The organism is Gordonia sp. VNK1, from assembly GCF_040049135.1.
Lineage (GTDB): Bacteria > Actinomycetota > Actinomycetes > Mycobacteriales > Mycobacteriaceae > Gordonia > Gordonia oleivorans.
Genome location: NZ_JBDZDJ010000006.1, coordinates 38,598 through 59,534 on the forward strand (window position 1 = coordinate 38,598; position 20,937 = coordinate 59,534).

The 20,937-nt window shown below is 67.0% G+C and carries 16 protein-coding genes; 3 read left to right on the top strand and 13 right to left on the bottom strand.

The genetic code is table 11. The annotated features are described in order from the left end of the window. Positions 1-4: 4 nt before the first annotated feature. The 5 genes from pafA to dop all read right to left on the bottom strand — a co-directional run bounded on the left by pafA (position 5) and on the right by dop (position 5,050). Complete coding sequence (gene pafA, locus ABLE94_RS09235) at positions 5-1,363, bottom strand: Pup--protein ligase (RefSeq protein ID WP_348803854.1); 1,359 nt, start codon at positions 1,361-1,363, stop codon at positions 5-7. Between the two features lie 47 nt (positions 1,364-1,410). Next, the gene (gene prcA, locus ABLE94_RS09240) at positions 1,411-2,229 is read right to left on the bottom strand and encodes a proteasome subunit alpha (protein WP_348803853.1); all 819 of its coding nucleotides are present in this window, start codon (positions 2,227-2,229) and stop codon (positions 1,411-1,413) included. Continuing rightward, positions 2,226-3,104: a proteasome subunit beta gene (gene prcB / locus ABLE94_RS09245; RefSeq protein ID WP_348803852.1), complete on the bottom strand. Its 879-nt coding sequence runs from the start codon at positions 3,102-3,104 to the stop codon at positions 2,226-2,228. The genes prcA and prcB overlap by 4 nt, the downstream gene beginning before the upstream one ends. Continuing rightward, positions 3,101-3,292, bottom strand: a complete 192-nt coding sequence (locus ABLE94_RS09250; protein ID WP_348808631.1) for a ubiquitin-like protein Pup — start codon at positions 3,290-3,292, stop codon at positions 3,101-3,103. The genes prcB and ABLE94_RS09250 overlap by 4 nt, the downstream gene beginning before the upstream one ends. Before the next feature lie 258 nt (positions 3,293-3,550). Next, the gene (gene dop / locus ABLE94_RS09255; protein WP_348808632.1) at positions 3,551-5,050 is read right to left on the bottom strand and encodes a depupylase/deamidase Dop; all 1,500 of its coding nucleotides are present in this window, start codon (positions 5,048-5,050) and stop codon (positions 3,551-3,553) included. 160 nt (positions 5,051-5,210) lie between these two features. On the opposite strand from dop, the gene glgP reads away from it, so the two are divergent. Continuing rightward, positions 5,211-7,769: an alpha-glucan family phosphorylase gene (gene glgP, locus ABLE94_RS09260; RefSeq protein ID WP_348803848.1), complete on the top strand. Its 2,559-nt coding sequence runs from the start codon at positions 5,211-5,213 to the stop codon at positions 7,767-7,769. A gap of 153 nt (positions 7,770-7,922) precedes the next feature. Here the strand turns inward: glgP and ABLE94_RS09265 are convergent, their stop codons facing one another. The 3 genes from ABLE94_RS09265 to ABLE94_RS09275 all read right to left on the bottom strand — a co-directional run bounded on the left by ABLE94_RS09265 (position 7,923) and on the right by ABLE94_RS09275 (position 13,417). Next, the gene (locus tag ABLE94_RS09265; RefSeq protein ID WP_348803943.1) at positions 7,923-10,442 is read right to left on the bottom strand and encodes an FHA domain-containing protein; all 2,520 of its coding nucleotides are present in this window, start codon (positions 10,440-10,442) and stop codon (positions 7,923-7,925) included. 181 nt (positions 10,443-10,623) lie between these two features. Next, positions 10,624-12,411 carry a proteasome ATPase gene (arc, locus tag ABLE94_RS09270; RefSeq protein WP_348803846.1) on the bottom strand — a complete coding sequence of 596 codons (1,788 nt, stop codon included), beginning with the start codon at positions 12,409-12,411 and terminating at the stop codon, positions 10,624-10,626. A gap of 175 nt (positions 12,412-12,586) precedes the next feature. After that, positions 12,587-13,417, bottom strand: a complete 831-nt coding sequence (locus ABLE94_RS09275) for a tRNA (adenine-N1)-methyltransferase (protein WP_348803844.1) — start codon at positions 13,415-13,417, stop codon at positions 12,587-12,589. A gap of 145 nt (positions 13,418-13,562) precedes the next feature. Between ABLE94_RS09275 and ABLE94_RS09280 the strand changes: the two genes are divergently transcribed. Continuing rightward, positions 13,563-14,450, top strand: coding sequence for a RecB family exonuclease (locus ABLE94_RS09280; RefSeq protein WP_348803843.1), 888 nt, complete (start codon positions 13,563-13,565; stop codon positions 14,448-14,450). A gap of 6 nt (positions 14,451-14,456) precedes the next feature. On the opposite strand, the gene ABLE94_RS09285 is transcribed toward ABLE94_RS09280, so the two are convergent. Next, on the bottom strand, positions 14,457-16,103 hold the full coding sequence (locus tag ABLE94_RS09285; protein ID WP_348803842.1) for an alpha/beta hydrolase family protein: 1,647 nt from the start codon (positions 16,101-16,103) through the stop codon (positions 14,457-14,459). Positions 16,104-16,352: 249 nt separating this feature from the next. On the opposite strand from ABLE94_RS09285, the gene ABLE94_RS09290 reads away from it, so the two are divergent. Then, positions 16,353-17,189 carry a thioesterase family protein gene (locus tag ABLE94_RS09290; RefSeq protein WP_348803840.1) on the top strand — a complete coding sequence of 279 codons (837 nt, stop codon included), beginning with the start codon at positions 16,353-16,355 and terminating at the stop codon, positions 17,187-17,189. Positions 17,190-17,223: 34 nt separating this feature from the next. On the opposite strand, the gene hisG is transcribed toward ABLE94_RS09290, so the two are convergent. From hisG to ABLE94_RS09310, 4 genes are all read right to left on the bottom strand, one after another. Next, positions 17,224-18,069, bottom strand: coding sequence for an ATP phosphoribosyltransferase (gene hisG, locus ABLE94_RS09295; RefSeq protein WP_348803839.1), 846 nt, complete (start codon positions 18,067-18,069; stop codon positions 17,224-17,226). Positions 18,070-18,139: 70 nt separating this feature from the next. Continuing rightward, positions 18,140-18,403 (bottom strand): phosphoribosyl-ATP diphosphatase, encoded by a 264-nt coding sequence (locus tag ABLE94_RS09300; RefSeq protein WP_348803838.1) that lies wholly within the window; start codon positions 18,401-18,403, stop codon positions 18,140-18,142. A gap of 6 nt (positions 18,404-18,409) precedes the next feature. Beyond that, positions 18,410-19,087, bottom strand: coding sequence for an HAD family hydrolase (locus tag ABLE94_RS09305; protein WP_348803837.1), 678 nt, complete (start codon positions 19,085-19,087; stop codon positions 18,410-18,412). Between the two features lie 51 nt (positions 19,088-19,138). Beyond that, positions 19,139-20,677 carry a putative hexosyltransferase gene (locus ABLE94_RS09310; RefSeq protein ID WP_348803836.1) on the bottom strand — a complete coding sequence of 513 codons (1,539 nt, stop codon included), beginning with the start codon at positions 20,675-20,677 and terminating at the stop codon, positions 19,139-19,141. Positions 20,678-20,937: the final 260 nt, after the last annotated feature.

Consider the following 20,937-nt stretch of genomic DNA (forward strand, 5'->3'; position numbering starts at 1 on the left):
CGACTCACATGGACGCGATCAGGCGATCGACGCGCTCATCAACACTGCGGAACGGGTCCTTGCACAGCACGGTGCGCTGGGCCTGATCGTTGAGCTTGAGGTGTACCCAGTCGACGGTGAAGTCACGGCCGGCCTTCTGCGCCGCCGAGATGAAGTCACCGCGCAACTTGGCCCGCGTGGTCTGCGGCGGTTCGTTGACGGCGGTCTTGATGGCCTCGTCGGTGGTCACCCGACGGACCAGCCCCTTCCGGCTCAGCAGGTCGAAGACGCCGCGACCACGTTTGATGTCGTGGAAGGCGAGGTCGAGTTGCGCGATCTTCGGATCCGACAGGTCCATCGAGTACCGGTCCTGATAGCGCTGGAACAGTTTGCGCTTGATCACCCAGTCGATCTCGGTGTCGACGCCGGAGAAGTCGCCGCTCTCGACCGCGTCGAGCATGCGGCCCCACAGATCGACCACCATGTCCATCTCGGGATCCGGACGCCGGTTGACCAGGTGCTCGACGGCCCGCGCGTGGTATTCGCGCTGGATGTCGAGGGCGCTGGCCTGCCGGCCGCCGGCCAGCCGCACCGGCCGGGTGCCGGTGGTGTCGTGACTGACCTCGCGGATGGCGCGGATCGGATTGTCGAGCGCGAAATCGCGGAATGCGACGCCCGCCTCGATCATCTCCAGCACCAGCGCCGCCGAGCCCACCTTCAGCAGGGTCGTCATCTCCGACATGTTCGAGTCGCCGACGATGACGTGCAGGCGGCGGTACTTCTCGGCGTCGGCGTGCGGTTCGTCGCGGGTGTTGATGATCGGCCGCGAGCGGGTCGTCGCCGACGACACGCCCTCCCAGATGTGTTCGGCCCGCTGCGACAGACAGAACGTCGCCGCCTTCGGTGTGGCGAGGACCTTGCCGGCCCCGCAGATCAACTGCCGCGTCACCAGGAACGGCAACAGGACATCGGAGATCCGGGAGAACTCGCCGGCCCGCACGACGAGATAATTCTCGTGGCAACCGTACGAATTGCCCGCGGAGTCGGTGTTGTTCTTGAACAGGTAGATGTCGCCGCCGATACCCTCGTCGGCCAGACGCTGCTCGGCGTCGACCAACAGGTCCTCGAGCACCAACTCGCCGGCCCGGTCGTGGTTGATCAGCTGGACGAGGCTGTCGCATTCGGCGGTCGCGTACTCCGGATGCGAGCCCACGTCGAGGTAGAGCCGGGCCCCGTTCTGCAGGAACACGTTGGAGGACCGGCCCCAGGAGACCACACGGCGGAACAGATACCGCGCGACCTCGTCCGGACTGAGCCGACGATGTCCGTGAAAGGTGCACGTGACACCGAATTCCGTCTCGATGCCCATGATTCGACGCTGCACGTGATCAACCCTACCCGTGTGACCGGCCGCTGACCGGGCAGCGACGCTCACTCACCCGCGGTGTCACCCGACCCCGATTCGGCGTTCGATCCCGAGTCCGGGTCCGTGTCCTCACCGGTGGACGCGGTGGCCGGTGACGACCCGGTGTCGGCGGCACCCAGGAACTCCTCGACCTGGGCGCGCGAGAGCCGCTTGAACGCGCGTCGCGGCCGATTGCGGTCGAGGATCGCCACCTCGAGATCCCCGGGATCGAGGTCTCGCGGTGCCCCGGCGCTCCCGTTGCCGGACTCGATCGGCGTGGCCAGTGCGGTCACGGCCACCGACAACGCCTGCGCCAGCGGGAGATCCGGGCGATAGGTCTCCTTCAGCGCCGCGGCGATGGACTCCGTCGCCCCACCCATCACCAGGAATCGCGTCTCGTCGGCGATCGAACCGTCGTAGCTGATCCGGAAAAGCTGCGAGGGCTTGGGTTTGCCGGGACGTGACACCTCCGCCACACACAACTCCACCTCGTAGGGCTTCGGTTGCTCGGTGAACACCGACCCCAACGCGTTGGCGTAGGTGTTGGCCAGCGACAGCGCCGACACGTCGTTGCGGTCGTAGCTGTACCCGCGCATGTCGGCGAGCTGGATACCCGCCTTCCGGAGGCTCTCGAACTCGTTGTACTTGCCCACCGCCGCGAAGCCGATACGGTCGTAGATCTCGCTGGTCTTGCGCAGCGTGTTCGACGGATTCTCCGCGACGAACAGCACACCGTCGGCATAGGTGAGGATGATGACGCTGCGTCCCCGCGCAATGCCCTTGCGGGCCAACTCCGAGCGATCCCGCATGATCTGCTCGGCGCTGGCGTAATACGGGAACGTCACCGTGACTCTCCTTCGTGTTCGGCCGCGCGACGTTCGACGATCGCCCGCGCCGCCGCCTCGATGGCCTCCGACTCGACCTCACGGGCGCCGTCGGCACCGACGATCACGGCGAGCGGGAAGATCTTGCGGACGATGTCGGGGCCACCGGTGGCGGTATCGTCGTCGGCCGCGTCGTACAGGGCCTCGACCGCCACCGCGAGAGCGGAATCGGCGTCGAGGTCACGACGGTAGAGCTTCTTCATCGACGACTTCGCGAACACCGAACCGGAACCGATGGCGGTGTACCCGCCGAATTCCTCGTGACGGTCACCGGCGACATCGAAGGAGAAGATCCGTCCCGGCTCGGACGGATCGTCGTGATCGATGTCGTAGCCGACGAGCAGCGGAATGGCCGCCAGACCCTGCAGCGCCGCGCCGAGATTGCCGCGCACCATCGACGCCAGCCGGCTGACCTTGCCGTCGAGGGTCAGTGGGACGCCCTCGATCTTCTCGTAGTGCTCGAGTTCGACCGTGAACAGGCGCACCATCTCGATGGCGATCCCCGCCGTCCCGGCAATGCCGGCGGCCGAGTACTCGTCGGTGATGTAGACCTTCTGCACATCCCGGGTGGCGATGAGGTTGCCCATCGTCGCGCGCCGATCGCCCGCGAGGACCACACCACCCGGAAAACTCACCGCGACGATCGTCGTTCCGTGCGGGATCTCGGATGTGTCGGCCGTGCCACCGAACGCGCTCATGCGCTCAGCACGCGCCGCCGGAAGCTGATCCGGGGCGTGGGTTCGGAGGTAGTCGCTGAACGAGGAGATGTCCGCGCCGAGCGAGAGGGAGGGACGGGCTGTGGATGGGGAACTCAGTGAACCGAACGGATCGCTCACTGGCCGCCCTTCTGGACGTAGGCACGCACGAAGTCCTCGGCGTTCTCCTCGAGGACGTCGTCGATCTCGTCGAGCAGATCATCGGTGTCCTCGGCCAGCTTCTCGCGACGTTCCTGGCCCGCACTGCCGTCGACGCCGAGATCGTCGTCGTCGCCGCCACCGCCGCGCTTGGTCTGTTCCTGCGCCATCTGCACTCCTTAATTCTGCGGCGGCTCCGCCGCCGCGTGTGTTCCGCGCTGTGCTGCACCGCTCTTCGTCGTCAGCGACGTTGCTCGCTTCGCTCGCTTGTCGCTTCCTCCTGCATCGCGGCGCCGCGCGGAACACCCCGGGGCCACATCACCGGGTCGGACACGTGGTGGAGCTGTGCCGCGTCGCCGGTGTCTCTCCACACTACCGGCGAGTGGCCGATCGCGAGGGGTGGAACACGAGGCGAACCCGGGCGTGTCTCAGGTGGTGAGCTGATCGACCAGATCGGCCGCCGAGGTCACCGAGTCGAGGAGCTTGCCGACGTGGGCTCGACTGCCCCGCAACGGTTCCAGGGTCGGGATGCGCACCAGCGAATCCCCGCCGAGGTCGAAGATGACCGAATCCCAGCTCGCCGCGGCGACGTCGGCACCGAAACGACGCAGGCACTCACCGCGGAAGTAGGCGCGGGTGTTGGTCGGCGGTTCGGTGATGGCCCGGGTAACATCGGCCTCGTCGACGAGGCGCTTCATCGAACCCCGAGCGACGAGGCGGTTGTAGAGCCCCTTCTCCAGGCGCACATCGGAATACTGCAGATCGATCAGGTGCAGCCGCGGCGCCGACCACCCCAGGCCCTCGCGCTGACGGAATCCCTCCAGGATGCGCAGCTTCGCCGGCCAGTCGAGGATGTCGGCGCACTCCATCGGATCGCGTTCGAGGCGATCGAGGACGTCGGCCCACGTATCGAGGACGTGGCGGGCGCGCGTGTCGTCGGAATGCTCACGCTCGTGGAATGCCACACACCGCTCGAGATATTCGCGCTGCAACGCCAGACCGGTCAGTTCCCGACCGTCGGTGAGCGCCACGGTCGCCTGCAGCGTCGGATCGTGACTGATCGTGTGGACCGCCTGCACCGGCCGTGCGAGCTCCAGGTCGGTGAAACTCTCCCCCGCCTCGATCAGATCGAGGACCAGTGCGGTGGTCCCGACCTTGAGGTAGGTGGCGGTCTCGGCCAGGTTGGCGTCACCGATGATGACGTGCAGGCGTCGATACCGTTCGGGGTCGGCGTGTGGCTCGTCGCGGGTGTTGATGATGCCGCGCTTGAGAGTGGTCTCCAGCCCGACCTCCACCTCGATGTAGTCCGAACGCTGCGACAGCTGATACCCGGCCTCGTCGCCGGATTGCCCGATACCGACGCGACCGGACCCGCAGATCACCTGGCGTGAGGCGAAGAAGGTCGTGAGTCCGGCGATCACCGCGGTGAAGGGGGTCTCCCGACTCATCAGGTAGTTCTCGTGGGTGCCGTAGGAGGCACCCTTGTTGTCGATGTTGTTCTTGTAGAGCTGCAACCGCGGTGCCCCGGGGACGCTGGCGACGTAGCGGGCGGCGGCCTCCATGACCCGTTCCCCCGCCTTGTCCCAGATCACCGCGTCGAGCGGATCGGTGACCTCGGGCGCGGAGTACTCCGGATGGGCGTGATCGACGTAGAGGCGCGCACCGTTGGTGAGGATCATGTTGGCCGCACCGATCTCGTCGGCGTCGATGATCGGCGCCGGACCGGCGCCGCGCCCGAGGTCGAAACCGCGGGCGTCGCGCAGCGGTGACTCCACCTCGTAGTCCCAGCGGGTGCGCTTGGCGCGGGGCACGCCCGCCGCCGCCGCATAGGCCAGCACCGCCTGGGTCGAGGTCATGATCGGATTCGCGGTCGGGTCTCCCGGGGCCGAGATGCCGTATTCCACCTCGGTGCCGATGATTCGCTGCATATGTTCGAGGGTAGATGTCCCTGTCCGCCGGCACCGATCCGACTCTGCGGAGGCGGCGGATCCGATCCCCGCGGGCGTTCGGTGTGTCCTGGGCAAATGGGTGATGAATGTCGCCGAACTCGCGGTGCACGACGGTCCCGGGCGAAGTACCGTCTACGCCGTGAAAGCCTTCCGCCGGTTCACCGTCCGGGTACCCTTGCCAGCCGCTCTCGACGACCTCGCCGTCCTCGCCCACAACCTGCGCTGGGTGTGGCACAGCGAAACCCAGGATCTGTTCGCCACGATCGACGACGACCTGTGGAGCACCTCGGGCGACCCGCTGCGCCTGCTCGCAGAGGTCGATCCCGGTCGGCTGGCCGAATTGGCGCACGACGACATCTTTCTGGCGCGACTTGCCACGCTGCGGGCCGAACTCGACACCTATCGCACAGCACCCCAGTGGTTCGGCAAGCAGCAACAGGCAGGCGCATCGATGCCGCGCGGGATCGCCTACTTCTCGATGGAGTTCGGCATCTCCGAGGTGCTGCCCATCTACTCCGGCGGCCTCGGCATCCTGGCCGGCGACCATCTGAAGGCTGCCTCCGATCTCGGTCTCCCACTGATCGGTGTCGGGCTGTTCTACCGTTCGGGCTACTTCCGGCAGAGCCTGACCCACGACGGCTGGCAGATCGAGAAGTATCCGGTCAACGACCCGGGCCTGTTGCCACTGACGCTGCTCACCGACGGCGACGACCGTCCGGTGGTGATCTCCGTGTCGATGCCGGGCAGCCGGACGCTCAACGCACAGGTGTGGGTCGCCACCGTCGGCCGGATCCCATTGCTGCTGCTGGACTCCGACATCCCCACCAACGACATCGAGCTGCGTTCGGTCACCGACCGGCTCTACGGCGGCGACCAGGACCACCGCATCAAGCAGGAGATCCTGCTCGGCGTCGGCGGCGTGCGCGCGCTGCGTGAATACGTCGCGATCACCGGACGAGAGGAGCCGACGGTGTTCCACATGAACGAGGGGCATGCGGGTTTCCTCGCGGTCGAGCGAGTGCGTGAACTCGTCCAATCGGGACTGGACTTCGCATCGGCGGAGTCGGTGGTGCGCGCGTCGAACATCTTCACCACTCACACCCCGGTGCCCGCCGGAATCGACCGCTTCCCCAAGGATCTGGTGTCGTTCTATCTCGATGCCGAGAGCGACGGCGGATCGCGACTGTTGCCCGGACTCCCGGCGAGCACGGTGCTGGCACTCGGCAACGAGGGCCACCCCGGAGTATTCAACATGGCCCACATGGGTTTCCGGCTCGGGCAGCGGTCCAACGGGGTGTCCGAACTCCACGGTGAGGTCAGTCGCGAGATGTTCGCGGGCCTGTGGCCGGGCTTCGACGCCGACGAGGTGCCGATCGGGTCGATCACCAACGGTGTCCACGGCTTCACCTGGGTCGCCCGACCCTGGCGCAAGCTGGTCGGCCACGACGAGGATTCGGCCGCACCGGGTTATGCCGCACTGGGCGCCACCGCGGTGTGGCGGACACGCCAGGATCTGCGTGCCGAACTCGTCGCGGAAGTGCGCCGGCGAGCACGCGCCAGCGGTCATGATCGCGGCTTCTCCGATGTGGAACTTTCTTGGACCGCAGATCTTTTCGACCCGCAGGTACTCACGATCGGGTTCGCCCGCCGAGCCGCCACCTACAAACGCCTGACCCTCATGCTGCGGGATCCGGAGCGGCTCAAACGCATCCTCACCGATCCCGAGCGGCCGGTCCAGCTGGTGATCGCGGGTAAAGCCCATCCGGCCGACGACGGCGGCAAGTCACTCATCCAGCAGGTGGTTCGCTTCACCGAGGATCCCGCGATCCGCGACCGAATCGTCTTCCTCCCCGATTACGACATCTCGATGGCCCGCTACATCTATGCCGGTTGCGATGTCTGGCTGAACAATCCGGTGCGGCCGATGGAGGCATGTGGCACCTCGGGGATGAAATCGGCGCTCAACGGCGGACTGAACCTGTCGATCCTCGACGGCTGGTGGGACGAGATGGCCGACGGCGAGAACGGCTGGGCCATCCCGTCGGCGGAGGGCGTCACCGATGAGCATCGTCGCGACGACCTCGAGGCTCAGGCACTGTACTCGCTGCTGGAGGATACGGTCATTCCGCTGTTCTATTCCCGCGACGAGAACGGGGTACCACAGCGCTGGGTGGAGATGGTGCGTCACACGCTGTCGATCCTCGGGCCGAAGGTGCTCGCCTCCCGGATGGTTCGTGACTACACGACGAAGTTGTACTCCCCGGCCGCCCTCTCGTACGCCGCTGCCGTGGCCGACGACCACGCCGCGGCAAAGGATCTCGCCGTCTATCGGTCACGGGTGCAGAAGGCGTGGCCCGCGGTGACGATCGCAGGTATCGACGAGGCCTCCGAGACCGTCGCCGAGGCCCTGCAACTGACCGCACAGGTCGGGCTGGGCGGGCTCGACCCCGAAGAGGTGAAGGTGGAGGCGGTGCTCGGCCGCGTCGACGACGAGGGCGACATCCACGATCCGATCCTGACCGCGATGAGCCCGGTCGGCGACGTCGACGCCTTCGGCCGGCTGACATTCGCCACCGCCGTGACCCCCTACCGATCGGGTGTCCTCGGCTACACCGCACGAGTGCTGCCGAGCCACAGCCTGCTCGGCACCGACGCGGAACTCGGATTGGTGCGCTACCCCGTCGACCCGGTGTCCTGACGCCTCCGACATGACACGACCCGCCATCGTCCCGATGGCGGGTCGTGATCGTTTGCGCCGTGTTTGTTTGCGCCGTGTTTGTTTGTGCCGTGTTTGTTTGTGCCACCTACCGGCGACGCGCGTGCGCTGCAACACCGATCAGGGCAACACCGATCAGCGCTTCTTGAGGCGCAGCCGGGAGTAGGTGAATCCGGCGAGCAGGATCGCCATCAGTGCCAGCACTCCGTACGCGATCGCGGAGTGCACGATCGATGTCTCCCAGAGTGTGATCATCTGGGGCGCGATCGGGTTGATCTCGACCAGGTCGACGGCGCCGGCGGCGGCGTTGTACCCCCAGAAGGACGGGAAGATCCACGACAGCTGGGTCAGGCCGGGGGCGTCGAGCTTGAACAGTCCGCCGCAGAACACCAGCTGCACCATCACGACGATGACCAGGGGTGGCATCACCTGCTCGTTCGACTTCACCGACGCCGAGATGGCCAACCCGACCAGCGTCGAGACGCACGCGAGCGCGGCGACCGCCAGCACCAGTGCGGCGGCCGGCGGCAGAATGGCGCCACCCATCTCGGGCAGGCCGCGACCGGCGAAGGTGATGGCCACCATCACCAGGCTCTGCAAGACGGCGGCGATGAAGAACACCACGATCTTGGCCCACAGGTAGGCGCCCGGGCGCAGTCCGACCGCGCGTTCCCGTTCGAAGATGTCGCGCTCTCCCACCAGATCGCGAACGGTGAGCGCGGCCCCCATGAAGGCGGCACCGACGACCAGGACGACCAGCACCTGGATCGCCTCGGCCCCGTCCTTAGGTGGGGTGCCCGGCGGCGAGCCCAGCGGGGGTTCGGCCTTTCCGAATCCGGTATCGCCGGGGATGACCAACGTCAACAAACCCAGCACCACCGGCAACAGCACCAGGAAGACCAGGTAACCGACGTCGGCGAAGATCAGCCGGACCTGCCGCCGCCCGATGGTGCTCGATTGCCGGACGAAACTCGTCTGCGGGACCGGTATCGGCGGACCGGGCGGTCGAGGTGGTGGCGGCGGAGCGGGTTGCCCACGGCCCTGCAGGTAGCGCATGTGCGCGGTGTCGGGCTGCGCGGCGACGAAGGCGAAGATCTCGGCCCAGTCGGCGGTACCCATCGCTGCCCCGACGTCCGCGGGCGCGCCGCAATAGGCGGTCTTGCCGCCCGGTGCCAGCAGCAGCACCTGATCGCACATCGAGAGGTAGGTCAGCGAGTGGGTGACGACGAGGACGACGCGCCCGGCGTCGGCGAGCCGGCGCAGAGTCGACATCACCTGCCGGTCGAGGGCCGGATCCAGACCCGAGGTGGGTTCGTCGAGGATCAGCAACGACGGCCCGGTGAGGAGTTCCATCGCCACCGATGCGCGTTTCTGCTGGCCACCGGAGAGCTTTTCGACGCGGGTGTCGACGTGTTCGGTCAACTGCAGCTCGGCGAGTACGCCGTTGATGACGTTGTCGCGGTCGGCCTTCGACAGGTCCGGCGGCAGCCGGAGTTCGGCGGCGTACCGCAGCGCCTGGCGGAGGGTGAGTTTGTGGTGCAGCACGTCCTTCTGCGGCACCATTCCGATACGGGTGCGCAGCGCATCGTATTCCTCATGGACACTGCGGTTTTCGAAGGTGACCTGACCGCTGGTGGGCGAGTTGAGCCCGGCGACGATCCGCGACACGGTGGACTTGCCCGCGCCGGACGGACCGATCACCGCGGTCAGCGATCCGGGACGGGCACTGAACTCGACGTTCTGCAGGAGTTGTTTCCCGCCGTCGACGACGAGGCTGACGCCGTGCACCTGCAGACCACCGGCGACGACGTCCTGGGCCTGGCCGCGGACGAGGCTGCCGCGCGAGACCACGAAGTCGCTGTTGCCGATGGTGACGACGTTGCCGTCGGTGAGTCGTGCCCGCGAGACCCGTTGGCCGTTGACGTAGGTGCCGTTGACGCTGCCGAGATCCTCGATGTACAGACCGTCCGGCTGTGACAGGACGCGCGCGTGCCGCCGCGAGGCAAGGACGTCGGAGACGACGATGTCGTTGTCCGGCGTCCGGCCGATCGTCTGCGCTCCCGCGAGTGAGATCGTTTCGCGCCCTGCCCGTTCCGGGCGTCCCGGAAGCTGGTAGATCGCGGACACATTCTGCTTCAGTGCCTGCAGGTGAGGGGCGTTTTGCAATTCCTCGGGCATCGGTGCCACCGCACCCGGGGTGTAGCTGCCGGGCGCGGGAACCCGCATCGGCATCCGACCCGACCCGGGCGGTCCGGCGGGAAACCGTCCCGACGCCGGGGGCGGTCCGGCGACCGGACCGCTACCGGGACCACGCGGCGGACCCGGTGGCCCTGCCGGCCCTGCCGGGCCCGGTACACGCGGTGCCTCGAGCGCCACCTCGACCACCGGGCCGGTGGCACCGTCACCGAGACGAAAACTGGTCGAGCCGGTCAGCGGTAGCTCCGACACGCGGGCGCCACCGCTGTAGAAACCGTTTGTGCTGCCCGCGTCGACCACCCACCAGCCGGTGCCACGCCACTCGATCAGAAGGTGATGACGTGACACGAGTGGATGATTGACGACCACTTCGTTGTCGGGGGTGCGACCGAGTCGGACACGGTGCGCGTCGCCCAGTGGATGGCTCACCCCGGCCACCGTCACCCGACCACGGATCATCGAGACGCTGCTGTTCATCACCGACAGACTCTAGTGCCTGGCGTCGACCGCGTCCTCGCACGTCCTCCGCACGGTCGACGCGCAAGTCGAACTTCGCGCGGCTCGGGTGGCCCAACACGCGCCGCTGCCCGCCCCGGAGTACGGGGCGGGCAGCAGGTGTGTCGCGGGTTGCCGGGGTGGGTTACAGATACTGGCCGGTGTTGGTCTCGGTGTCGATGGCGCGGCTGGCACCGGAACTCTTGCCGGTGACCAGCGTGCGGATGTACACGATCCGCTCGCCCTTCTTGCCCGAGATCCGCGCCCAGTCGTCCGGGTTGGTGGTGTTGGGCAGATCCTCGTTCTCGGCGAACTCGTCGAGAATGGAATCGAACAGGTGCTGGACCCGCAGACCCGGTGCGCCGGTGTCCAACTGGGACTTGATCGCGTACTTCTTGGCCCGGTCGACGACGTTCTGGATCATCGCGCCGGAGTTGAAGTCCTTGAAGTACATGACCTCCTTGTCACCGTTGGCGTAGGTCACCTCCAGGAAGCGGTTGTCATCGCTCTCGGCGTACATCCGCTCGACGACCTTCTCGATCATCGCGTTCAGGCAGGCCGTACGATCGCCGCCGAACTCGCCGAGATCGTCGGCGTGCACCGGCAACTGCTCGGTCAGGTACTTGGAGAAGATGTCCATCGCCGACTCGGCGTCGGGACGTTCGATCTTGATCTTCACGTCCAGACGGCCCGGTCGCAGGATGGCCGGGTCGATCATGTCCTCGCGGTTGGACGCGCCGATGACGATGACGTTCTCGAGGCCCTCGACGCCGTCGATCTCACTGAGCAGCTGCGGGACGACGGTCGTCTCGACGTCGGAGGAGACACCGGATCCACGGGTGCGGAAGATCGAGTCCATCTCGTCGAAGAACACGATGACCGGAGTGCCTTCGGAGGCCTTCTCACGGGCACGCTGGAAGATCAGGCGGATGTGCCGCTCGGTCTCGCCGACGAACTTGTTGAGCAGTTCGGGGCCCTTGATGTTCAGGAAGTATGACTTGGCTTCCTTGGCGTCGTCGCCACGGACCTGGGCGATCTTCTTGGCCAGCGAGTTGGCGACGGCCTTGGCGATCAGCGTCTTACCGCAGCCGGGCGGGCCGTAGAGCAGCACACCCTTGGGCGGACGCAGGGCGTAGTCGCGGAACAGGTCCTTGTGCAGGAACGGCAGTTCGACGGCGTCACGGATCTGCTCGATCTGACGGCCGAGACCACCGATGTCCTCGTAGCCGACGTCGGGAACCTCCTCGAGGACCAGGTCCTCGACCTCGGCCTTGGGGACACGTTCGAAGGCGAAGCCGGCCTTGGTGTCGATGAGCAGCGAGTCGCCGGGCCGCAGTTTGCGGCGTTGCCCGTCCTCACCGTCGACCTCACCGAGTAGTGGCTCGGCGAGCCAGACGACCCGTTCCTCGTCGGCATGGCCGACGACCAGGGCACGTTCCCCGTCGCCCAAGATCTCGCGCAGTGTGCTGATCTCGCCGACCGAGTCGAATTCGCACGCCTCGACGATGGTCAGTGCCTCGTTGAGACGCAGGGTCTGCCCTCGGTGCAGGGTTTCGGTGTCGATGTTCGGCGAGCACGTCAGGCGCATCTTGCGTCCCGAGGTGAAGACGTCGACGGTCTGATCGGGGAACACCTCGAGCAGTACGCCGTACCCACTCGGAGGCTGTCCGAGACGGTCGACCTCCTCGCGCAGCGCGACGAGCTGCTGCCGCGCCTCTTTGAGGGTTTCGAGCAGCTTGGCGTTACGTGCGGTCAGGTTGTCGACACGCTCCTGCAGGTCCGTGTCGGCCGACCGTGCACCCGCCGGGCGTTCGCGGTCTGCTCGGGCCACCAGCGGCGGCGTGTAGGCGGGAGTGAACGAGTCACCGGACGCTCCCGTGGTCTCACTGCCCGCGTCATCCGCCGAGGCACCATGGCGATCAGATTCGGTCATTGCTGACTCCTCTCCCCGGCAACCACTCCGCATTGGAGTTCGTGCACCGTGACTCCACGCTACCGGCCCGCGGACCGATACGCCTCACACCGCGCATCCACCGATGTTGATGATGTGTTAAATGTACGTCTTCCCTACGTATTCACCGTGTTTCGCGTGGATGTCCACGCCCGACTCACCCCCGGGTCGGACGTCGTTGTGGCCGGAGTGTGGTGGTTCCGTCGGCCAGACGTCGAGCGGTGATCAGAAAGGCCGTGTGTCCTTGCATTTTGTGTTCCGGCCGCACCGCCAGACCCACCGCGCTCCAGTCACGGACCAGGGATTCCCAGGCGTGCGGTTCGGTCCAGCACTCCTGCTCACGCAGGGCCTCGATCACGCGCGACAACTGGGTGACAGTTGCCACATAAACCGTCAAGACCCCACCTGGTTTCAGAATCGAACGGACGACGTCGAGAGGCTCCCAGGGCGCGAGCATGTCGAGGATGACGCGGTCGAACCGCTCGGTCGCGTCGATGTTGGCGAGGTCGTCGATGACCAGGGACCAGTTCGCCGGGTGTCCGGCGAAGAATGTCTCGACGTTGCGCTGGGCGTGCTCGGCGTGGTCGTCGCGAATCTCGTAGGAGACGACCTCGCCGTCGGGTCCGACCGCGCGCAGCAGTGAACACGTCAACGCACCCGAGCCGGCCCCGGCCTCGAGCACCCGTGCGCCCGGGAAGATATCGCCCTCGGTGACGATCTGGGCGGAATCCTTCGGGTAGATGACCTGTGCGCCGCGCGGCATCGACAGGACGTAGTCGACGAGGAGGGGACGCAGTGCCAGGTACTCGGTGCCGCTGGTCGCCGCGACGATGCTGCCCTCGGGCGAACCGATGAGGTCGTCGTGCGCGATCGCGCCGCGATGGGTGTGGAACTGCTTTCCCGGTTCCAGGATGACCGTGAACTTGCGGCCCTTGGCGTCGGAGAGTTGAACCCGATCCCCCACTTCGAACGCGCCGCTCGCGGCCATCTGCTGGTCTCCTCGCCGGTTGGACCCGAGTCTCTCGGGGCTGATGTGACTGGTGTTATCTGCTGGTGACAGCGATATTCGCAGCCCCGGCTCAGTGGCCGCGTCGAGCGTCGGATTGTCACTGGTGGGTCCTACCCTGCCAAATGTGACGATCACCGTTTCCTCCGGGGCCGACAACGCAGCCGACCCGGCCCCCGCTCACCAACACGCCGGCACCGCGCGGGGACTGGTGGGCAGACCGCTGGCGCTGTCACCCTCGCGTGCGGCCGACTTCAAGCAGTGCCCGCTGCTCTATCGCTACCGCGCGATCGACCGCTTCCCCGAGACACCGACGCCGGCCCAGACCCGTGGCACGGTGGTACACGCCGCGTTGGAGAATCTCTTCGACATGCCCGCCCCGCTGCGGACCCAGGAGTCGGCGGATTACCTCGTCGACGGCGCGTGGGCGGCGATGTGCGAGGCCGATCCCGATCTCGCTGACCTGATCGGCGACGGCGACCACACCGCATTCCTGCGGGAGGCCCACACGCTCATCGCGAACTACTACCGGATGGAGAATCCGACGGCCTTCGACGCCGACGCGGTCGAAGAACACGTCGAGATCGAGTCCGACGAGGTGTTGATGCGCGGTTTCATCGACCGGATCGACGTCGCTCCCACCGGCGAGATCCGGGTGGTCGACTACAAAACCGGTCGCGCACCCGGCGAGGCCTACGAGGCCAAGGCGCTGTTCCAGATGAAGTTCTACGCCCTGGCCATCTTGCGGCTTCGTGGCGTGATGCCGACGCGTCTGCAGTTGATGTACCTCTCCGACGGTCAGACGCTGTCCTACACCCCCGACCGTGACGAACTCGAACGATTCGGACGTACGCTCGCCGCGATCTGGCGGGCCATCCGCGCGGCCGTGGCCACCGGGGACTTCCGGCCGCAGCGCTCGCGGATGTGCCGCTTCTGCGAACATCAGGCACGCTGCCCCGAGTTTGGTGGTGTGATACCCGACTATCCCGGTCCGCCGACAGGTTTCACGCCCTGACGACGGCTACGCCGCCGGGGTCTGTGACGATTCGGACGCGTCGCCGCCGGCCGACGGCGCCTGAGGATCGGTCGAGTGACGCCCGCTGCCCTGCAGCCGATGCCGGCCGCCGCCGGTGCTGTCGGCTGCGCCGGATGCACCGGCGTCTGCCGCGGAATCGGTCGTCGCCGGCGCGCGATGGCGACCGCCGGTGGGCGCCGAGGTGGTGGTCGAGGTCTCGGTCGTCACCGGTGTCGGGGTGATCTCCGGTGTTTCGGTGCCCTCCGGTGTTTCGGTGGTCACCGATGTTTCGGCGTCCTCCGGTGTTTCGGTGGTCACCGGTGTTTCGGTGGTCACTGGTGCCGGGGATTGCGGGGTGACCTCGACGGCGGCCTGCGGTGTGACCTCGGTGGCGGGTTGCGCGGTCACCTCCGTGGGTGTGCCCTCGGGCGTGGTCTCCGGGACGATCGATGATCCGTCGTCTCCGGTCCCGACCTCCGAGCCATCCTCGGTCTCCACCACCGACAGGGTGCGCGCCGCGACCATCGGCGCCGGCGCCGATGGCTGCGGCCCGTCCTCGACCGGGACCGCGGCGGTGTCGGCGCTGGGTGCCTGCAGCGGATAGAAGGCATCGTTGACCGCGTCCCACCGGGCCAGATCGTCGTCGTCATAGGTGATGCCGACGGCGTCGTTGAGCATCATCGCGACCATCGTCAGCGGATGGTGTTTCGGCGTGTAGACGACGTAGGTGGTGTTGCCATCGGTGCTGTGCAGGAACGTCGGCGGCGTGTCGTAGTCGATGAGATTGCCGTAGTTCTGCTCCCCCATTCCTGAATGGATGGCGATGAAGCCCGCGCCGTCGACCAGTAGCGAACTGATCGGCCGGTACCAGACCCACTGGAAGTTGCTCACCGGGTCACCGACCACGATCACCGAGGTCACCTGCAAGCCGTCGGAGGCTCCGGGGTCGCGCGCATCGTTCGACTCGGCGCCGAACAGTTCGAACAGTCCGCCGATCACCGGATAGTCGGCCGCCCAGGCCTTCAGACCCCACGGACTGCGTGGATCGGAGATGAGCAGCAGCCGAGAGTTCTCGACGTCGATTCCGGTGCCATCGACCGCGTTCTGGGCGACCGCCTGCTCGGCGGCGTTGCCCAGGGCCTCGGCACCCTGCGAGTACCCGGTGTAGACGACGTACGGCCGATCCCCTTGCTGCGTGGCGAAGGCACGCATGACCGCCACGTTCCCGGCGACGGCAATGTCGCGGGACTCGTCGTAGGACGGGCCGAAGATCGGCAGTGCCGCATCCGAGCGGCCGGACACCAAGGGCGCCAACGCTTCCGGGTAATCGATGATCAGTGTGGTGCGACCGGCCCGGAGTTCCCGGATCCGGGGATAGAGGGTGCCGTCATCAGTTCCCGGCGTGACGACGAGGATCGCCTCGGAGCTGGCCCCGTAGGTCTGCGACCCCAGCAGGTCTCGACCGGTTCCGTCGTCGTCCTCGGCCGGCCGGAACACCCCGGCAGCGTCGAGTTCGTCGATCGTCTGCTGCGTGGCCGACGAGATCGATCCTGCCTGGGCGACCGTCGCCGACAACACCGTGGGTACCACGGCTCCCACACATAGTGCGCAACCGACGGCTGTGGTGCCGACGGCCCTCCGTATTGCGTACACGAACGTCTCCCTCTGGCATGCCTGGACGGCTGGTCATCGATCCCTGCGCCGTGACTGTGCGATCGTCACCGAACGATGGCCACTGGCGAACCTGATTCATAATGGACGTTTGACCAACAGAAAGACGAGCACATTCGGCGATTTCGTCTGAACGAAGGAACAGGTCACCCCGATCGAATGACCAGGTCCCCGAAGTGGGCGACACGGCCGAACGCGGCGGGCTATGCACAGTGTCATAGGCTCGCTCGGGTGGATACCGCGTACTACATCCCCGCTGCGCCGTCGACCGACGCCGAAGCAGGATACGAATACTTCCGCCCCACCGAGGCCACCATCAGTCCGTGGTCGAACGACATCCAGCACGGCGGGCCACCCACCGGACTGTTGATGCGGGCGCTGGAACGGGTGTCCCCCGACCCGTCATTGCACGTCACCCGAGTGACCACCGAGATCGTCGGTGCGGTCGGGCTCGGCCTCAACCGCGTCAGCGCGCGGGTGCTGCGCCCGGGCCGCCGGATCAGCATGGTCGGCGCCGATCTGGAGGTGCAGCAGCCCGACGGCGGTTTCCGGGTTGCCGCGCGCGCCGTCGCCTGGCGCCTGCGCACCGGGGACACGTCGTCGATCAGTCAGCAGCCGTTCGCGCAGTTGCGTCCGCTCCCCGAGGAACTGGACACGACAACCGGGGTCACCTCGGACAGTTCGCTGGGGGTCGACTGGGGCACCGTCGGCTTCATCGGCACGGTCGAGACGGCCGTCGCGCCGGGTCGTTTCGGTGACACTCCCGCGGTGTGGCTGCGCCCCGCGATCGAGCTGGTGGAGGGCGAGACGATCACCGACCTCGAGGCCCAGATGACCGTCGTCGACGTCGCCAACGGCGTCGGGACCCGCCTACGGCCCGATCAGTGGACGTGGATGAACACCGACACCACCGTGCACTTCTCGGCGATCCCGCACGGTCGGTGGCTGGGGATCGACGCCCATCTGGCCGCCGGGCCGGACGGGTTCGGGGCCACCTTCGCCGACCTGTACGACGTCGACGGGTTCATCGGCCGGTCGGCGCAGACGGTCCTGCTCGACGGCCGCTGAGCAGCCGGGAGACCCGGACCTCGAAGGACATGCCCTAGAAGCGGCAGGACCGGATGTCGGAGGCGAGAATGGCGCGGGCACCGAGTTCGGAGAGCTCGTCCATCAGGTTCTGGTGGTTGCGGCGCGGCACCATCGCGCGGACGGCCACCCAGTCGGGATCGGCCATCGGTGCGACGGTCGGTGATTCCAGTCCGGGCGTCAGGGCACTGGCCTGATCGAGAATGGCCCGCGGGCAGTCGTAGTCGATCATCACGTACTGCTGACCGAACACCACTCCCTGCACGCGCTTGATGAACTGTCGTGCGGCCTTGTCGACCTCGGCACCGGCGCGACTGATCAGCACTCCCTCGGAGTCGCACAGCGACTCGCCGAAGGCCACGAGACCGTGCTGGCGCAGCGTGCGTCCGGACCCGACGACGTCGGCGATGGCGTCGGCGACACCGAGCTGGATCGAGATCTCCACCGCACCGTCGAGCCGGATGATGTCGGCGCTCATACCGCGGGCGGCCAGGTCGGCGCGGACCAGATTCGGATACGACGTCGCGATGCGTTTGCCGGCGAGATCCTCGACGGTCCACGACTGGTCGGCGGGTGCGGCGTAACGGAAGGTCGACGACCCGAATCCCATCGAGATCTGTTCGTCGACCTCGGCGCCCGAGTCGCGGGCGAGGTCGCGGCCGGTGATGCCGACGTCGAGGGTGCCTGCCCCGACGTAGATGGCGATGTCCTTGGGACGCAGGAAGAAGAACTCGACGTCATTGCTGTTGTCGAGGACGGTCAGGTCCTTGGCGTCGGTACGTTTGCGGTAGCCGGCCTCGGCCAGGATGGCGGCGGCGGATTCGGACAGGGCGCCCTTGTTGGGTACTGCAACTCGCAGCATCGGATGACTCCAGTGATCGATCGGGTGGGACGGCGGGTGCGTAGGGCCGCGACCGGGGGTAGGCCGCGGCCTAGAGATGGCGGTACACGTCCGCGAGTGTCAGACCCCGTTTGATCATCATCACCTGCAGCCAGTAGAGGAGCTGGGAGATCTCCTCGCCCAAGGACTCGTCGGATTCGTGTTCGGCCGCCAGCCAGACCTCGCCGGCCTCTTCGATGATCTTCTTGCCGAGGGTGTGGATCCCCGAGTCCAGCGCGGCAACGGTGCCACTGCCGACCGGACGGGACTGCGCCTTGTCGCTCAACTCGGCGAACAGCTCCTCGAAGGTTTTCACGAGTTCCTATCCTCGCATGTCCGCAAGTTCGAGTTCGGCGAGGGTCAAGCCGACCAGCGTCGAGCGGAAGGACCGACGTGGACCGGCCGGCACCTCGGCCGTCGACGGCACCACCAAGGTGTGGCAGCCGGCCGCGATGGCCGACTCGGTGCCGGTCGGCGAATCCTCGACGGCGCGACACCGCATCGGATCGACGCCGAGCAGCGTCGCAGCGCGCTGGTACGGGTCGGGTGCGGGCTTGCCCACCGCCACCTCGTCACCACACACCGTGGCCGTGAAGAAATGGCGACCGAGGGTGTCAAGGGCCTGTTCGGTCAGCTCCCGCACCGTGTTGGTCACCAGCGCCATCGGAATTCCGGCGGCGGCCAACAGGTCGAGCGCCTCGAGTGCTCCGGGCCGCCACGGCAGGTCCTCGGCGAAGAGCTCGCCGACTCGGTCGAGCAACCACCGCTCGTCGAGCGCATGCCGACGAGCGACGGGCGGCACTCCGGCCGCGTCATAAACCTTGTCGAGTGCGTCGGCCATGGAGTTGCCCAACGTCGACTCACGTACTTCGGGAGTCATGACGAAGCCGTGCCGCTCCGACAACTCGGCGACGGCGATGTCCCACAGTCTTTCCGAGTCGAGCAGGGTGCCGTCCATATCCCAGAAGACGGCGGCGGGACGGAAGGCGGTGCTGCTCACCACCGCATCATCGCCGACCACCCGCCCACCTACCCAATCGCGTGACCGTCATCACGCATTCGGAGTCGAAGCCGGCCAGGCACGGCGGAAGGTGTCGATCACCGCATAGACCAGACCGAGGGCCGCCAGACCCATCATGGTGGCGCAGACGCCGAGTTCGGTGTCGCCGCGACCGGAGGTGTAGCCGCCCGAGCCGCCACGACCGCCTCCCATGGCGCCGCCCTGCCCGCCCTGGCCCCCGTGGGACTGTCCGGCTCCGGCCGGCGCACCACCGGGGGCCGCGCCACCACCCGGACCACCGGCCGGTGGTGTTGCGCCGGAACCGTTGCCGCCCGGCATGTTCGGCGCACCGCCTGTTCCACCGGTTCCGCCGGACTGTTGTCCACCACCGAACCCGCGGCCCCCGCCCCCACCGAATCCCTGACCCTGGTCACCGGACAGCGACGAGTGATACACACCGATGGCCGCCGCCTGGACGAGCACCGGGATGATCACGAATCGCAGGGGCAGGTAGAACGCCATCACCACGCTCAGAATCTCGGCGGTATAGAAGTAGCGGTCGTGCATCGCGGGCAGCAGGAAGGGCACGATGACGGCGCTGGCGGTGGCCACCACCAGAATCGACGCGGGGGTCACCGGCGGCTTCTTCCACAGCGACCAGGCGAGGAAGACCACGATCACCGCGGCGGCCATCCCGATACCGAGGTGTGCCAGCCAGGTCGCGTCCCCGGAGATGGGGATGAGCTGGTAGAGGTTCGCCGCGCCCAATGTGAGTTGCTTGTAGGAGTCGGTCTGATCCAGATAGACCGACAAGGCCTCGCGCCACGGCGCGCCCGCGATGATGGCGGGAACGTCGAGCGCTAGGAACACCGCCGGAATGGCCAGCAGCGTGTACCACGGCAGACGGCGTCGCAGCAGCAGCCAGAGCAGCACCGGCAGGACGAAGACCGCCTGCAGTTTGAACGAGAGCGACAGACCGAAGAACGCGCAGGCCCAGATCGAGTTCATCACGTAGGACCGATGGGTGATCCCCTCGCGTTGGGCGCGGAGCAGGAAATACACCCCGCCCAGTGCGAACGCCGAGTAGATGGCGTCGGCCTGACCCCAGTAGGCACTGTTCGCGATCACCGACGGCAGCAGCAGGATCACGCCGAAGGCCAAGGCACGCAGCCAAAATCGTGGCGTCCGCAGCGCGACGATCCGGTAGGCGAAGAAGGCCAGGACGAGGTCGAAGATCATCGACAACGCCTTGATGCCGATCAGCGACGGCGCCTTGACGACGGTCAGCAGCCAGATCAGGTAGAGGTACGGGTAGTTGTAATCGGCGAAGCGCTCCTTGAACGCGGAGAAGCGCTGCGTGTCGAGCGTCTCGTACCACCGGCTGAGGAACGCCCGGTAGTCCATGGTTTCCATGTCGATGAAGTGCCAACGCACCAGCGCGGCCACCACCACGAGGGCGGCGAGGACGCTCCAGCGCACCCAACGAGCCGGATGCGCCACGGAGGCCGGGGTGCGCTCGTCGGTGCCGTGATCGTCGGTGTCGTGATCGGCGCCGTCGGCACCGACCGGCGTGAGGGTCACAGAGGTCATGGCATCAAGACTGACCCGCGAAGCTGGGAACTCGGTGGGTGGCGGCTGTCAGGTACCGGCGACGCGCTTTTGCCTGTGCGATCGACATCCGCCGGACGGTCGATCACGCGAATGCAGCACCCGGTGGCGACGTCGTCGCCCAATCCCGTTGACAGCGCTCTGTCGGTCACTGACAGCGCTCGCGAATTCACTGACAGCGCTCACCACCGGGCGTCAGAGCGCCGTCGACGAGATCCACGGCGCAGATCTTCTGGCAGTGC

Excerpts from the sequence above, each read along its gene's own strand:
- hisG (WP_348803839.1), bottom strand. The coding sequence starts at position 18,069 with ATGCTGCGAGTTGCAGTACCCAACAAGGGCGCCCTGTCCGAATCCGCC.
- ABLE94_RS09275 (WP_348803844.1), bottom strand. The coding sequence starts at position 13,417 with ATGGCCGCGAGCGGCGCGTTCGAAGTGGGGGATCGGGTTCAACTCTCC.
- dop (WP_348808632.1), bottom strand. The coding sequence starts at position 5,050 with ATGCAGCGAATCATCGGCACCGAGGTGGAATACGGCATCTCGGCCCCG.
- arc (WP_348803846.1), bottom strand. The coding sequence starts at position 12,411 with ATGACCGAATCTGATCGCCATGGTGCCTCGGCGGATGACGCGGGCAGT.
- ABLE94_RS09310 (WP_348803836.1), bottom strand. The coding sequence starts at position 20,677 with ATGACCTCTGTGACCCTCACGCCGGTCGGTGCCGACGGCGCCGATCAC.
- ABLE94_RS09265 (WP_348803943.1), bottom strand. The coding sequence starts at position 10,442 with ATGATCCGTGGTCGGGTGACGGTGGCCGGGGTGAGCCATCCACTGGGC.
- ABLE94_RS09250 (WP_348808631.1), bottom strand. The coding sequence starts at position 3,292 with ATGGCGCAGGAACAGACCAAGCGCGGCGGTGGCGGCGACGACGACGAT.